Annotated in this window: 16 protein-coding genes; 9 read left to right on the top strand and 7 right to left on the bottom strand. The window is 31.5% G+C overall.

The genetic code is table 11. From position 1 onward, the window contains the following. Nucleotides 1-200 precede the first annotated feature (200 nt). From nrdF to AC2D8K_RS05010, 5 genes are all read left to right on the top strand, one after another. Nucleotides 201-1,175, top strand: a complete 975-nt coding sequence (gene nrdF, locus AC2D8K_RS05030) for a class 1b ribonucleoside-diphosphate reductase subunit beta (RefSeq protein WP_002450939.1) — start codon at nt 201-203, stop codon at nt 1,173-1,175. A gap of 226 nt (nt 1,176-1,401) precedes the next feature. Next, the gene (locus AC2D8K_RS05025) at nt 1,402-2,370 is read left to right on the top strand and encodes an ABC transporter permease (RefSeq protein WP_002450938.1); all 969 of its coding nucleotides are present in this window, start codon (nt 1,402-1,404) and stop codon (nt 2,368-2,370) included. Then, on the top strand, nt 2,360-3,319 hold the full coding sequence (locus AC2D8K_RS05020; RefSeq protein ID WP_002450937.1) for an iron chelate uptake ABC transporter family permease subunit: 960 nt from the start codon (nt 2,360-2,362) through the stop codon (nt 3,317-3,319). Before AC2D8K_RS05025 ends, AC2D8K_RS05020 begins: the two co-directional genes overlap by 11 nt. Further along, nucleotides 3,316-4,089, top strand: a complete 774-nt coding sequence (locus AC2D8K_RS05015) for an iron ABC transporter ATP-binding protein (protein ID WP_002450936.1) — start codon at nt 3,316-3,318, stop codon at nt 4,087-4,089. Before AC2D8K_RS05020 ends, AC2D8K_RS05015 begins: the two co-directional genes overlap by 4 nt. 111 nt (nt 4,090-4,200) lie before the next feature. Beyond that, nucleotides 4,201-5,235, top strand: a complete 1,035-nt coding sequence (locus tag AC2D8K_RS05010; RefSeq protein ID WP_002450935.1) for a ferrated catecholamine ABC transporter substrate-binding lipoprotein SstD — start codon at nt 4,201-4,203, stop codon at nt 5,233-5,235. A 57-nt stretch (nt 5,236-5,292) separates the two neighbouring features. Here the strand turns inward: AC2D8K_RS05010 and AC2D8K_RS05005 are convergent, their stop codons facing one another. The 3 genes from AC2D8K_RS05005 to AC2D8K_RS04995 all read right to left on the bottom strand — a co-directional run bounded on the left by AC2D8K_RS05005 (nt 5,293) and on the right by AC2D8K_RS04995 (nt 7,321). Further along, nucleotides 5,293-5,607 (bottom strand): CHY zinc finger protein, encoded by a 315-nt coding sequence (locus AC2D8K_RS05005; RefSeq protein WP_037551980.1) that lies wholly within the window; start codon nt 5,605-5,607, stop codon nt 5,293-5,295. Nucleotides 5,608-5,632: 25 nt separating this feature from the next. Continuing rightward, on the bottom strand, nt 5,633-6,559 hold the full coding sequence (gene murB, locus AC2D8K_RS05000; protein WP_080548089.1) for a UDP-N-acetylmuramate dehydrogenase: 927 nt from the start codon (nt 6,557-6,559) through the stop codon (nt 5,633-5,635). A gap of 234 nt (nt 6,560-6,793) precedes the next feature. Further along, entirely contained in the window at nt 6,794-7,321 is a 528-nt protein-coding gene (locus AC2D8K_RS04995; RefSeq protein WP_002450933.1) for a GrpB family protein, read from the bottom strand. Between the two features lie 114 nt (nt 7,322-7,435). On the opposite strand from AC2D8K_RS04995, the gene AC2D8K_RS04990 reads away from it, so the two are divergent. From AC2D8K_RS04990 to AC2D8K_RS04980, 3 genes are all read left to right on the top strand, one after another. Continuing rightward, on the top strand, nt 7,436-8,326 hold the full coding sequence (locus tag AC2D8K_RS04990) for an EMYY motif lipoprotein (RefSeq protein ID WP_002450932.1): 891 nt from the start codon (nt 7,436-7,438) through the stop codon (nt 8,324-8,326). Between the two features lie 147 nt (nt 8,327-8,473). Beyond that, a complete protein-coding gene (gene ytxJ / locus AC2D8K_RS04985) occupies nt 8,474-8,794 on the top strand; it encodes a bacillithiol system redox-active protein YtxJ (RefSeq protein WP_002450931.1) in 321 nt (106 codons plus the stop codon). A gap of 365 nt (nt 8,795-9,159) precedes the next feature. Continuing rightward, nucleotides 9,160-10,284: a glycerate kinase gene (locus tag AC2D8K_RS04980; RefSeq protein ID WP_002450930.1), complete on the top strand. Its 1,125-nt coding sequence runs from the start codon at nt 9,160-9,162 to the stop codon at nt 10,282-10,284. A 65-nt stretch (nt 10,285-10,349) separates the two neighbouring features. Here AC2D8K_RS04980 and pepT read toward each other — a convergent pair whose 3' ends face one another. The 4 genes from pepT to gdpS form a co-directional block, all read right to left on the bottom strand. Beyond that, a complete protein-coding gene (gene pepT / locus AC2D8K_RS04975) occupies nt 10,350-11,579 on the bottom strand; it encodes a peptidase T (protein ID WP_002450929.1) in 1,230 nt (409 codons plus the stop codon). A 13-nt stretch (nt 11,580-11,592) separates the two neighbouring features. Next, a complete protein-coding gene (locus AC2D8K_RS04970; protein ID WP_002450928.1) occupies nt 11,593-12,087 on the bottom strand; it encodes a threonine/serine exporter family protein in 495 nt (164 codons plus the stop codon). A gap of 15 nt (nt 12,088-12,102) precedes the next feature. Further along, entirely contained in the window at nt 12,103-12,864 is a 762-nt protein-coding gene (locus AC2D8K_RS04965; RefSeq protein WP_002450927.1) for a threonine/serine exporter family protein, read from the bottom strand. A gap of 290 nt (nt 12,865-13,154) precedes the next feature. After that, nucleotides 13,155-14,225: a GGDEF domain-containing protein GdpS gene (gene gdpS / locus AC2D8K_RS04960; protein WP_049423637.1), complete on the bottom strand. Its 1,071-nt coding sequence runs from the start codon at nt 14,223-14,225 to the stop codon at nt 13,155-13,157. A 451-nt stretch (nt 14,226-14,676) separates the two neighbouring features. On the opposite strand from gdpS, the gene AC2D8K_RS04955 reads away from it, so the two are divergent. Then, on the top strand, nt 14,677-15,762 hold the full coding sequence (locus AC2D8K_RS04955) for a glycosyltransferase family 4 protein (RefSeq protein ID WP_002450925.1): 1,086 nt from the start codon (nt 14,677-14,679) through the stop codon (nt 15,760-15,762). Nucleotides 15,763-15,776: the final 14 nt, after the last annotated feature.

Genomic DNA, 15,776 nt, shown 5'->3' with positions numbered 1-15,776 from the left:
TGAAGTGGATTATAGAATATTAAGATTTAAAAAGGTTGGGACTACACGTTGACTTTAGAGAGCATATTTAGTATTTCTCAAAGTATGCAACGTAGATGTTCTAACCTTGAAATACATAACCTTAATAAGGATTTTGGTAGTTTAATTGATTATCTATGGCTATCTATCATCTTAATTAAAGGATAGGAGGATTATTATTCATGAAGGCCGTCAATTGGAATACCCAAGAAGATATGACAAATATGTTTTGGCGTCAAAATATCTCTCAAATGTGGGTAGAAACAGAATTTAAAGTATCAAAAGATATTGCAAGTTGGAAAACATTATCTGAAGCCGAAAAAAATACATTTAAAAAGGCATTAGCTGGTTTAACAGGGTTAGACACGCATCAAGCAGATGATGGAATGCCATTAATCATGCTTCACACAACTGATTTAAGAAAAAAAGCCGTTTATTCGTTTATGGCAATGATGGAACAAATTCATGCTAAAAGTTATTCTCATATTTTCACTACATTATTACCATCTAGTGAAACGAACTATTTATTAGATACTTGGGTAATTGAAGAGCCACATTTAAAATACAAATCAGACAAAATCATCGAAAACTACCATAAATTGTGGGGGAAAGAAGCCTCAATTTTTGACCAATATATTGCTAGAGTATCAAGTGTTTTCTTAGAAACATTCTTATTCTACTCTGGATTCTATTATCCGCTTTATCTAGCTGGTCAAGGTAAAATGACAACATCTGGTGAAATTATTCGTAAAATCTTATTAGATGAATCGATACATGGTGTGTTTACAGGTCTAGATGCACAAAGTTTAAGAAATGAGCTTTCTGAAAGTGAAAAACAACGTGCAGATCAAGAAATGTACAAATTGTTAAAAGAACTTTATGATAATGAAGTATCATATACGCATCTTCTATATGATGATATTGGCTTAGCTGAAGATGTGCTTAATTACGTTAAATACAACGGAAATAAAGCATTATCAAATCTTGGATTCGAACCATATTTTGAAGAACGTGAATTCAATCCAATTATTGAAAATGCTTTAGATACAACAACTAAAAACCATGATTTCTTCTCTGTAAAAGGTGATGGTTATACACTAGCTTTAAATGTTGAAGCATTACGAGATGAAGATTTCATATTTGATGATGAAAAATAAAATAGATTTAGCTCTAATTTTACTATACTTGTGTACGCACAATGAAAGTAAAATTAGAGCTTTTTTTATGTGCAATGAACTAAAAACATAAAAATAAGTTAATTTATAACAATATTTATAGATAACCTATTGAAAATGACAAGGAAATTCTGTAACATTTTAATTGATAACGATTATCATTATCGTACAATCGTTACCAAGGATAACTATTCAAGGAGAAAGTGTTATGAAGTTTTTATTAAAGGGATATGTTTTACTCATCTTTCTCGTCGTGCTTACGATTCTCTCTCTATTTATCGGTGTTAGCCAAATATCAATCTCCGATATTTTCCACCTTACCGATGATCAATTAAATATCATTTTATCGAGTCGTATTCCTCGAACAGTTAGTATTCTCATATCAGGTAGTACGTTGGCAATAGCAGGTTTAATCATGCAACAAATGATGCAAAATAAATTTGTGAGTCCAACAACAGCTGGCACAATGGAGTGGGCTAAGTTGGGTATTCTTTTATCACTTATTTTATTCCCTAAAGGTCACATACTTATTAAATTAATATTTGCAGTTATTTGTAGCGTCGGTGGTACTTATTTCTTCGTGAAATTAGTACAACTGATTAGAGTGAAAGATGTCATCTTTATACCGTTATTAGGTATTATGCTTGGAGGTATTGTTTCAAGTTTTACTACATTTATCGCATTGAGAACTAATGCAGTACAAAGTATTGGAAATTGGCTAAATGGAAATTTTGCTATTATTACAAGTGGTCGTTATGAAGTTCTATATCTAAGTATACCGTTCTTATTAATTACATATATATTTGCAAATCATTTTACGATTGCTGGTATGGGCAAAGATTTTAGCCATAACTTAGGTGTGAATTATGAAAAAATCATTAATATCGCATTGTTTATAACTGCAACAATCACTGCACTTGTAGTCGTTACTGTTGGAACATTACCATTTCTCGGACTCATTGTTCCTAATATTATTTCAATATATCGAGGGGACCATTTAAAACATGCCTTACCTCATACGATGATGTTAGGTTCTATATTTGTGCTTATTTCAGATATTGTAGGACGCTTAATTGTTTATCCTTATGAAATTAACATAGGTCTAACTATTGGTGTTTTTGGAACGATTATATTCCTTATCTTATTGATGAAAGGTAGGGAGAATTATGCTAACTAATCTTAATAAAAAGCTTTTTTTATTAGGGGTAATCACAATAATTATAGCGACTTTATACTTAATTTTAGGTATTGATTTCGAAATATTTGATTATCAAATTCAAAGTCGTTTAAGAAAATTTATCTTAATTATATTAGTAGGTGGCGCTATTGGCACGTCAGTTGTCATTTTTCAAGCGATAACAACAAATCGCTTACTAACACCTTCTATTATTGGTTTAGATTCAGTCTATTTATTCGTCAAAATATTACCTGTTTTTTTATTAGGTACTCAATCGACAATCGTTAATAACGTGTATATCAATTTTTTAATTACGTTAGTGACAATGGTGTTATTTGCTTTAATTCTGTTTCAAGTTTTATTTAAAGTAGGTCATTTTTCGGTCTATTTCATTTTATTGATTGGTGTAATATTAGGCACATTTTTTAGAAGTATTACTGGTTTTATCCAATTAATTATGGATCCAGAGTCATTTTTAGCGGTTCAAAATACCATGTTTGCTAACTTTGATGCTTCTAATTCTAAACTTGTCGGATTTTCAGCTATTTTATTAATCATTTTAATAGGTATAACTATAGTGCTGATACCCTATTTAGATGTGTTATTACTAGGAAAAGCACAAGCTATCAATTTAGGTGTTAATTATGAAAATGTAACAAGATTAATGCTTATTCTTGTCGCTATTTTAGTATCTATTTCAACGGCATTAGTTGGGCCGATTACATTTTTAGGATTACTTACTGTCAATTTAGCTCATGAATTTATGAAAACTTATGAACATAAATATATTTTACCCGCTACAATATGTTTCAGTTGGATATGTTTATTTATTGCTCAATGGGTTGTTGAACATCTTTTCGAAGCTACTACAGAAGTAAGTATCATCATTGACCTCATAGGTGGAAGTTACTTTATTTACTTATTAGTTAAAGGGAGAAATGCAAATTGATCCAAATTCAAAATTTAAATAAATCAATTCAAAAGAAGTCCATATTAAAAGATATCAATGTCAATATCGAAAAGGGGAAGATTACCTCTTTGATAGGGCCTAATGGTGCAGGAAAAAGTACTTTGCTATCTGCAATTACAAAATTAATGAGTATCGATAGTGGCACAGTCAAAATTGAAGATAAAGAAATGTCGCTTTATAGGACGGATGAACTTGCTCAGAAAATTTCAATACTAAAACAAACTAATCACACAGATATGAATATTACTGTAGAGCAATTAGTGAATTTTGGCAGATTTCCTTATTGTAAAGGTCATCTTAAAAAAGAAGATAAAGAGCAAGTTAAATATGCCTTAGATTTATTACAGTTAAACGACATTAAAGATAGGAATATTAAAACTTTGTCCGGTGGTCAGCGTCAGAGAGCATATATCGCTATGACAATTGCACAAAATACTGAGTACATTCTGTTAGATGAGCCATTAAATAATTTAGACATGAAACATTCCGTTCAAATTATGCAGACATTGCGTACATTAGCACAGCAATTAGATAAAACAATCGTTATTGTATTACATGATATTAATTTTGCGTCATGTTATTCAGATCATATTATTGCATTAAAACATGGTGAATTAGTACGTGCTGGAAAAAATGAAGACGTTTTACAAACTGAGGTATTAAGAGAATTATATGAAATGGATGTCAAAGTAGAATGGGTTAATGGACAACGCATATGTCTGTATTACGATGAACAAATTCTTTCATAAAGTGAACATTTAAACCACTAAGGGAGTGATGCTTATAGTGAGTAAATAATTAATAAAGAAGAACATGTTACTCAGCCAATCGTGAAAAATTACAAAAGGAGTTACTACATAATGAAAAAATCAATTTTAGTCTTAATAATATCTTTAGTATTTATATTAGCAGCATGTGGTAATCAATCTAATAATAGTCAATCAAATTCGAAATCGAAGAAAAGTGATTCGAAAGATACTGTTAAAATAGAAAATAACTATGAAGCACAAGGAAAGGAAAAAGATGGCAGTGATGCTAAGAAGGTTAAAGAGACGGTCGAAGTTCCTAAAAACCCCAAAAATGCTGTCGTTTTAGATTATGGTGTATTAAATGATATGAAAGAAATGGGACTTTCAAGTAAAGTTAAAGCATTACCAAAAGGTGAAGGCGGAAAATCTCTACCAGATTTCTTAGAAGATTTTAAATCAGATAAATATATAAACTCTGGTAACTTAAAACAAGTTAATTTCGATAAAGTAGCTAAAGCCAAACCAGAAGTGATTTTTATTTCAGGTAGAACAGCTAATCAGAAAAATTTAGATGAATTTAAAAAAGCTGCACCAAAAGCAAAAATTGTATATATGGGTGCGGATAATAAAGATGTTATCAACTCTGTGAAGGATAACACTGAAAAATTAGGTAAAATCTACGACAAGGAAGATAAAGCGAAAGATTTAACTAAACAATTAGATAAAAAAGTAGATACAATGAAAAACAAAACATCTAAATTTGATAAGAAAGTGATGTACTTATTAGTAAATGAAGGTGAGTTATCTACATTCGGCCCAGGTTCACGATTTGGTGGATTGGTATTTGATACACTAGGCTTTAAACCAGTTGATAAAGATGTAAGTAAAGGTCCGCATGGTCAAAATGTTAATAATGAATATATTAACAAAAATAATCCTGATGTGATTTTAGCTATGGATAGAGGACAGGTTGTAGCAAATAATGCAACAGCTAAGAAGACATTAAACAATAAAGTATTAAAAAATGTTAAAGCTGTAAAAGAACATAAAATTTATGAACTTGACCCTAAACTTTGGTATTTCTCATCTGGTTCAACAACTACAACAATGAAACAAATTGATGAATTAGAAAAAGTAGTAAAATAATATAAGAAAGCGCTAAAGGCATTAAATAATATGCTTTTAGCGCTTTTGCTTTATATATTAAATTTCAAAATATAGATGGTAATGAAATTTACATCTATGATTGAAGTGGGATTGACATCTGGGGCAAGATTCGACCATCATGTAATCGTTAATTGTCATCTGATGTTTACAAACACCACACATAATGGTTTGTTGGTCGAATTCATCTTCACTCCAACGTTGAATAGGGTGTGCTTCGTGTTCATTATGACATTGATAACAAGGATAGTATTTATCACAACATTTGAATTTAATAGCAATAATATCTAAAAAAGAGTGATAATGTATACATCTTGTTTCATTATCAATCATTGAACCATAGACCTTAGTCATTGAAACAAACCTCCGATATTTATCTTTATTCAGTGTCAGGATGTTCGCCAATGATTCGTACTTCAGTGTTTAATTCTACATCAAATTTATCTTTAACTGTTTGCTGCACGTAATGGATTAAATCTTCATAGTCTGTCGCAGTACCATTATCTACATTGACCATAAATCCAGCGTGTTTAGTAGAAACTTCTACACCGCCAATACGATGGCCTTGTAGATCAGAATCTTGGATTAATTTACCAGCAAAGTGACCTGGTGGTCTTTGGAAAACACTACCACATGAAGGGTACTCAAGTGGTTGCTTTGATTCACGACGTTCAGTTAAATCATCCATTTTCGCTTGTATTTCTTTTAAGTTTCCTGGTTCTAGTGTGAAAGCTGCCTCTAACACTACGAGATGTTTTTTCTGTACAATACTATTTCTATAATCTAATTCTAATTCTTGTGTTGTTAATTTAATTAAATCTCCATCTTCATTAACGCATAACGCATAATCAATACAGTCTTTAACTTCGCCACCATAAGCACCTGCATTCATGAAAACGGCGCCACCGATTGAACCAGGAATACCACATGCAAATTCTAATCCTGTAAGTGCATAATCTCTTGCAACACGTGAGACATCAATAATAGCCGCACCACTACCAGCAATAATGGCATCATCTGATACTTCGATATGTTTAAGTGATAACAAGCTTAATACGATACCTCTAATACCGCCTTCACGGATAATAATATTCGAACCGTTTCCTAGATATGTGACAGGAATATTATGTTGGTTTGCATATTTTACAATGGCTTGTACCTCTTCATTTTTAGTAGGTGATAAGTAAAAATCTGCTTTACCACCAGTTTCAGTATAAGTATATTTTTTTAGGGGTTCATCTACTTCAATAATGTCGTTTGGAATAATTTCTTGCAAACCTTTTAAAATGTCGTTTTTATTCACTATCCGTACGTCCTTTCTTTGATCAATACTAATATTTTTATTATATCAATTTTAGTTGTTATTTGCGAAATATGAAGATATTTAACGCTAAGATAATTGATTCTCGTTGTATATAATGCATAGTTCTTTTAATTCTAAATATATGTTATATAATTAAAAAGCATAATTCATTTAATTTTGCGTTTGGGAAATAGATATTGACTGCTACATCAATTTAATAAGCTTTCTTTTACATATTTATGTGTTATGACCATACTGTTTATAAATGTTTTCAAAAATAGTTTGTTTTTGATTTTCATATTGTCTTATCGTATCAATATGATGCAATAGTTTCTCCTTTTTAGTCGCAAATTGGTTAGCAATCTTCTTATGATGACTTAATAACTCATCAACTTTTTGATATTGCTCAAATAACGGTGTATCTAATTGAATGATATGTAAGCGAACTTCTTGCTTTAAATCTTTAAGATTATTAAACTTAGCCATCATGACTTCCTTTTTATATGAATGGTGTAAACGATAAAATCCAGCGTAATTTAATCGTTTTTCGTCTAGCGCCGTAATATCATGTAAATTATCTACACCAATAAGTATGTCAAGGATAGGTTCTGTATCATAATTGAAATGTCGAGTGCCACCAATATGTTGCGTATATTTAACAGGTGAATCTAGCAAATTAAATAATAACGTACGCGTTTCTTGATATAGCGTGTCGAAATAGTCATTATTTTGATATTTAATAAGAGGTTGAACATGACCGTACATGGTTTTTCTCCTTTGTGTTGAATTAATAAGGTATAAAGTCTGAGATACTATAACATAATTCATTTTCTTAATAAATACGTTTTTGTATAATGTTCAATGGTAAGGGGTGCAAATATGAAAAAAATAGTACTTATCCCAATGATATTTTTACTTATCGTTGCCTTAACAGCATGTAGTAATAAAACCGATTCAGATTTAAGTCACTTTGAAAGTAAATTAGATGAAGTTAATCAAAAACAAGACAAGCTTGAAAAAGTGATGGATGAAATCAATCTAAAAGAATTGGATCACTTAAGTAAGACAGATACAACTGATAAAAACAGAAAAGAATTTATCAAACTTCAAGATGACATAAATGAGCAATTAATACCTGCATTTAAAGATTATGAAAAATCAGCGAAACAATTACCAGCAGAAACGCACGATGTAAAAGTATTAAAAGCAAAATACCTTAAAACAGTCAAAACTAAGAAAAAATCGATATATGATGTAAAAGAATTTGTGGATTTGTGTAATGATTCAATCAAAGATAATGAAGATATTTTAGATTACACAAAGTTATTTGAAAAAAATCGTTCGCAAGTTGAAAAGAAAATCAAAAATGCTTCGAACCAAGAAGACGCAGATCAATTAACTTCAAAACTGGAAAGTAATAATAAAGATTTAAAAGAAACGGCTCAAAAACATCTAGATACATCATCAAGCAATGCTAAATCAGCGAAAAAAGCAATCAAAAATTATATTTCTCCATTAATTGAAAAACAAATTAAAGACATCAATCAAACGAATATATCAGATAAAAATGTGAATGATGCACGTAAAAATGCGATTGAGATGTACTATAGTTTACAAAATTATTATGACACTCGTATTGATACCATAGAAGTTGGTGAAAAAATTTCTAAAATTAATGTCGAAAAGTTACCAAAAGAGGGTAAAGACATAGATAGGAAAGATAAGGCATTTAATTCGGAATTAAAAAAGGTTAAACAAAAAAGCGATTAATTTTGATTAGAATTAAATAAATTAAATAACCATGGTTAACATTGCTAAGTAAAATGTGTATAATTGTACCCACTGATATAATTTTTGGGATATGAATATCACGCATATGCTCAGAAAATGTGATAAATACTTTTAGAGGTGAATAGAATGGCTATAAAGCTGAGTTCGATTGACCAGTTTGAACAAGTGTTAGAGGAAAATAAATATGTTTTTGTTTTAAAACATAGCGAAACTTGTCCAATTTCTGCAAATGCGTATGATCAGTTTAATAAATTTTTATATGAACGCGATATGGACGGTTACTATTTAATAGTACAACAGGAGCGCAAATTATCGGACTACATTGCTGAAAAGACAAATGTCAAACATGAATCACCACAGGCATTTTACTTTATAGATGGTGAAATGAAATGGAATGCGTCACACAGTGACATCAATGTTTCGTCATTAGCGCAAGCAGAAGAATAATGAATCACTAACAAATGAATAAAGAACATCAAAGTTATATTACTTCATTGATGTTCGCTCAAAAGATGGAAGCCATTTTATTACGGATAGAGTAATAAGATGGCTTTTTAATTGCGATTGTAAAAAGGTAAGTTAATCGTTTATGCTTTAATTGAGAATAGTATATAATAGACCAATATTCATATTACTCATAGTTTAATAAAGATTATGATAGTGTTTATCATGAAATCATGCACATTCACATGTATAATATGTTAGTGTACAACACAAATAGATTAATGAATATGTTATAAATGTAAGATTAATAATATAAGTTAAATTGTATTGAAAGCACAATATTATATAAAAACAAGGTGGTTAAGACAATGAAAGTTTTAGTAGCCATGGACGAATTTAATGGTATTATTTCAAGCTATCAAGCAAACAGATATGTCGAAGAAGCGGTTGCTAGTCAAATTGAAAAGGCTGATATCGTTCAAGTTCCACTATTTAATGGACGACATGAATTAATGGATTCAGTCTTTTTATGGCAATCTGGGAGTAAATATCGAGTTGCGGCTCACGATGCTGACATGAATGATGTAGAAGCGATTTATGGTCAAACAGATAGCGGTATGACAATTATTGAGGGTAATTTATTTTTAAATGGTCAAAAACCAATTCAAGAAAGAACGAGTTTTGGTTTAGGTGAAATTTTAAATGCTGCGTTAGATAATGATGCCAAACACATTATTATCTCGCTTGGTGGCATCGGTAGCTTTGATGGTGGTGCAGGAATGCTTCAAGCATTAGGCGCTAAGTTCTATGATGATGAGGCAAATTTAGTTGATGTGACTAAGGGTGCGCATGTCATTAAATATATTCGACGTCTAGATTTTTCTGGTATCCATCCGAAGCTAGCTGAAGCAAATATTCAAGTGATGTCAGATTTTTCAAGTCGCTTATATGGTAAACAAAGTGAGATTATGCAAATGTATCCAATGCTAGGGATGACACAAAATGAAGCAGCAGAAATTGACAATTTAGTTTGGTACTTTAGTGAATTATTTAAAAGTGAATTACGAGTAACGATTGGTCCTATCGAACGTGGTGGTGCTGGTGGCGGAATTGCTGCAGTTTTAAATGGTTTATATCAAGCGGAAATTTTAACAAGTCATGAACTTGTAGACCAAATTACACACCTGGAAGATTTAGTTCAACAAGCAGATTTAATTATATTTGGTGAAGGTTTAAATGAACGTGACCAATTATTAGAAACGACTACATTACGTATTGCTGATTTAACAGAAAAACATCATAAGACATCTATTGCAATTTGTGCTACAGATGATAAATTTGATTTGTTTGAAGGTAAGGGCGTAACGGCTATGTTCAATACATTTATAGAAATGCCTGAATCATACACAGACTTTAAAATGGGTCTACAAATCAGACATTATACAGTTCAAGCATTAAAATTATTGAAAACACAATTCGATGTGAATAAATAATTATAGAAATGATAAAAACAACACCCCTAAGTGTATTAGACTAGACACTTAGGGGTGTTGATATATTATTGATTTGATTTTGCAACTTCTTCTGCGATACCGACCATAACTTGTACGGCCTTTGCCATAACATCGATGGAAGCATACTCAAACGGACCATGGAAATTGCCACAACCAGTAAAGATATTAGGTGTAGGTAATCCCATAAATGAGAGTTGTGATCCATCAGTACCACCACGAATAGGTTCCGTATTAGGCTCGATACCTAAACGATTAAATACTTTTGTAGGGATATCTATAATATGTTGATGTGGTTTGATCTTTTCAGCCATATTATAGTATTGGTCTTCAACGTCCACTTTGACTGGATAGTCTTCGAAGTGTGAGTTGATATCATCACGTATTTCCATGAAACGCTTTTTACGTAGATCAAATTGTTTTTTATCATGGTCTCGAATAATATATTGTAATGTAGCTTTTTCAACATTACCCTCAAAATTCATTAAATGATAAAATCCTTCATAACCCTCTGTACGTTCTGGAACTTCACTTGGCGGTAATAAACTATTAAATTGTTGGCCAAGTGAAATCGCATTAATCATCGCATTTTTAGCTGATCCAGGATGCACATTAACACCGTGACATGTCACTTTTGCTGCAGCAGCATTAAAGCTTTCAAATTGTAACTCTCCTAATTGGCTACCATCCATAGTATAAGCGAAATCAGCATTGAAACGTTCAACATCAAATTGATGAGGCCCTCTTCCAATTTCTTCGTCTGGCGTAAAGCCTACACGGATTTTACCATGTTTAATTTCTGGGTGTTGAAGTAAATAATTAAGACCTTCCATAATCTCTACTACGCCTGCTTTATCGTCAGCACCTAGCAAAGAAGTACCATCAGTAATCATTAATGTGTCACCAATGACTTGTTTAAGTTCAGGAAAGACTTTAGGATCTAGAATTCTGTCTGTCGTACCTAACTTTAGCGGGTTACCGTCATATTTTTCAATAATTTGTGGATTAACATTAGTAGCATTAAAATCAGGTGATGTATCAACATGAGCTAAGAAACCAACCGTTGGCACGTCGTATTCCACATTACTTTCTAATGTAGCAAAAAGGTAACCATTGCTATCCATATCTGTTTCAAGTCCTAATGCTTTAAGCTCACTTTCCAATAGGTTTAATAAATCCCATTGTTTTGTCGTAGATGGTGTCGTACTTGAATTTGGATCTGATTGTGTATCTATTTTGACGTATCTCGTTAATCTATCGATAATTTGTTCTTTCATGTTAGACATCCCCTTAAACTCGATTATTCATATTATAAGATTTTCTATATGATTTACCTTTAATTTTACCATAATACTGCTTGATACGTGTGTAGAGATAATAGATGATTTCTGCCACGAGGATACCAAAAGAAATCGCACCTGATATCAAGGTTACCTCTAAAAAGGTATTTACAGCACTAGTGTAATTATTTGAAACTAAAAAGCGTGTTGCCTCATACGCAGCACCACCTGGTACAAGTGGAATGATTCCAGGTACGATAAAGATAATAACAGGTCGCTTATAGCGTCTACTCATTGTATGACTGAGTAAGCCTAAAATTAAACTACCTAAAAATGTAGCGCCAACTTTTCCAAATTGCATATCAACAGTAAATTGATAAATTGTCCACGCAACTGCACCGACAAATCCACAAGCTAACAATAATCGACGAGGTGCGTTAAATATGATGGAGAAAAGGACTGTGGAAATGAAACTTATTGTGAAGTGAAATAAATAAAATAACAATATGAACAGCCTCTCTTAAAAAATTAGTAATACAATAGCAACGCCAGCACCAATTGCAAATGCAGTTAACGCTGCTTCAACTCCTCTAGACATACCTGCTAATAACTCTCCAGCTAGTAAATCTCGTATAGCATTGGTAATTAAAATACCAGGAACAAGAGGCATTACGCTCGCAATAGTAATAATGTTCTGATTTGTTGCCAATCCAAGTTTCGAACAGGCAGCAGCAATAGTGATTACTACTGCAGCAGCTACAAATTCTGAGAAAAATTTAATTTGAATATATCGTTGAACAAGGCTAAACGTTAGAAAAGCTGATCCTCCAGCAAGTATGGCGATCCAACAATCTGATGCAACGCCACCAAACATAAATAGGAAAAAACCACATGCGATCGCTGCTGCAAATAAATTCATTAAAAATGAATATTGCAACGATGCACTTCTAAGGTGGATTAATTCAGATTTTGCTTCATCGATAGTAAGTTGATTGCTAGAAATTTTACGAGATAAACTATTGGTTAATGCTATTTTTTCTAAATCAGTCGTACGTTCTCTAATACGAATTAATCTGGTACTCGTACGATCATTAAGTGAAAAGATAATAGCGGTTGAAGTTACGAAACTATATGTATCATGCAAGCCATAGCTATGCGCAATTCTATTCATGGTATCTTCAACACGATAAGTTTCAGCACCAGCTTCTAGTAAAATCCTACCAGCAATCAACACGACATCAATCACTTTATTCTCATCGATGATAGTGATTGAATCTGACATGAATAACCACCTCCTAATTAATTTAATGATATGAATAATTGAAGTTTACATCTTGAGCTAACAACTTTCAATAGAGTACGGCATATTGAAAAGATTATGTAATGAAGGAAGTAGGTGATAACACTGGTTAACATCTATATTAAATCTAATCATATTGTGACTGTGATGAATAAGAAATGTGTTTATAAAATAAAAGAGGAAGAGACATGAAAGATTCATACTTCGATAAATAAATTAACGAAATGACAAATCTTTTTGCCTCTACCTCTGATTCTGTATCCAATATTTGTTTATAGTTTAATAATAGGATTGAACATGACTTTATTTCTACCTTCACTTTTAGCCACATGAACCATATCATCAGCATCCTTAAAGACGCGTCTTTGTGATTTGCGATCATCTTGTGTTAAATATCCGACACCTATAGATACTGAAAGTTTAATGACTTCCTTATTAGGTAGGTGGAAGGATGACTTCTCTACACCTTGTCGAATATTTTCGGCAAGTTTGACGCTTTGATCCAACGTATAATCATTAATCACGACAGAGAATTCTTCGCCACCATTTCTAAAAATAAGGAATTGTTTAGGGACGTAATTTTTAAGTAGTTGAGACATTTGTTTTAATACAGCATCTCCTGCTTGGTGTGTGTATGTATCATTTACATCTTTAAAACCATCAATGTCAATCAGTAACAAGCCTAAGCTTTCATGATGTGTCTCAGTATATTTAGATATTTGATTCAAATGTCTATCGAATTCTTTTACATTCCCAAGACCAGTTAAATAATCATATTTATCTTCATTTTCATAGCGATTAACGAGTGAGAAGAAATGCCATATATCTACAAATGTAATTGCAGAAGCAATTGTGATAATGAATGACACAGGAATTAAAATTGCAATTTCAATCAAATCATAAATTGGACTCACTAATGCAAGTATAAATAAAATGATAATACTGATTGAATTTAATATAAGCAACGATATAATGTCATTTTGTTTTAAAAATGGGCCTACTGCACTGACAACACCCGCAATAACGACTAAAGTGATACCGTATATGATTGAGTTGTTAAAAATAAGTACGTCAACTAATGATACGACGATAGCAGAAGCCAATGTGTAAACCATGTTAGTATAACGCCCTAAGAATAATAAAGGTACAAACGTTAAATGAACTAAGTATTCTAAACGGAAGGGAATGGGATATGCTGCTAATAAAAGTGCAACAAGTGTCATTAAAACAGTGACATATCCTTTAGAAAAAACCATTCTTTTATTTTCAGAGTATTGCAGTCTGTGAAATAAATATATGCCTGCAACCATGACTGAAATATTATATATAATTGCTTCAAACATAGTTTTACCGACTCCTTTATTGACCATTAGCTATTGTAAGTGAAAACTTACAATTTGTCATTAGTTAGACTAAAAAATTTATCACATAAAATAGTGATTAATGTTAAAATGTTAACTTAAGTGATATGATGAAAAAAATAGTTTCGTCATGTGAGAGTATTAATATCGATGTAGAAATATATGAAGAATGAATGTTGTTATAAATTTGGGATGTCTTTTTTAGATTAACTCTAATTATACAGTTGATTTAATAATAAGGAAAGATGATAGCAACTGATGTTATTACGATAAAATACAAGATTGATAGAAGTCGTTATTAAAGAGGAAGATCATACAAAATAACCGACTCAAATTTAAATATTAACTATAAATATAGGAAGAAAAATGGTTGGATTTCTTAAAACTTACCCTTAATGATAGAAACTAACTTAATTTTGATGAAGGTGAACTGATGTATACATTATTACTCATTGCATTTACTATGATAGTCAGTTTAATAATAACACCCATTATTATTGCGATGTCTAAAAAATTAAATTTAGTAGATAAACCCAACTTTCGTAAGGTACATACAAAGCCGATTTCAGTCATGGGTGGCACAGTTATTTTATTCTCATTTTTAATTGGAATGTGGTTAGGTCATCCTATTGAAAGAGAAGTGAAGCCATTAGTTATCGGAGCAATTTTGATGTATGCCGTTGGTTTAATCGATGATATATTTGATCTTAAACCTTATATCAAATTAGCTGGGCAAATCGTCGCTGCTTTAGTGGTAGCATTTTATGGCATCACGATTGATTTTATTTCATTACCAATGGGTCCAACGATACATTTTGGAATTTTAAGTATTCCAATTACAGTGATTTGGATTGTGGCTATTACAAATGCTATTAATTTAATTGATGGATTAGATGGCTTAGCATCTGGTGTATCTGCGATAGCATTAATGACGATTGCATTTATCGCTATCTTACAGGCGAATATCTTTATTATTATGATTTGTTGTGTGTTAATTGGATCTTTATTAGGATTCTTATTCTATAACTCACACCCAGCTAAAATATTTCTTGGTGATAGCGGTGCTTTAATGATTGGTTTTATTATTGGATTTGTTTCATTGTTAGGTTTTAAAAACATTACATTTATTGCTTTATTTTTCCCAATCGTTATTTTAGCGGTACCATTTATTGATACTATTTTTGCAATGATTCGACGAATGAAAAAAGGGCAACATATTATGCAAGCGGATAAATCTCACTTGCACCATAAGTTGTTAGAACTAGGCTATACACATAGACAAACCGTATTACTCATATATTCCATTGCTATCTTATTCAGTCTATCTAGTATTATTCTGTATCTATCTCAACCTCTAGGTGCCTTAATGATGTTCATTTTAATTATTTTAACGATTGAACTCATTGTTGAATTCACAGGATTAATAGATGATAATTATAGACCTATCTTAAATCTCATTACTAAAAAAGGTGATCCTCCACATCCTCAACATCAATATGAAGAGGAAGATAATCACTAAATATTACAATAGCT

It is taken from the genome of Staphylococcus sp. 510 (assembly GCF_057219715.1).
Note: the sequence above shows the minus strand (reverse complement) of the source record. Positions and strands in the feature narration are given on the sequence as shown.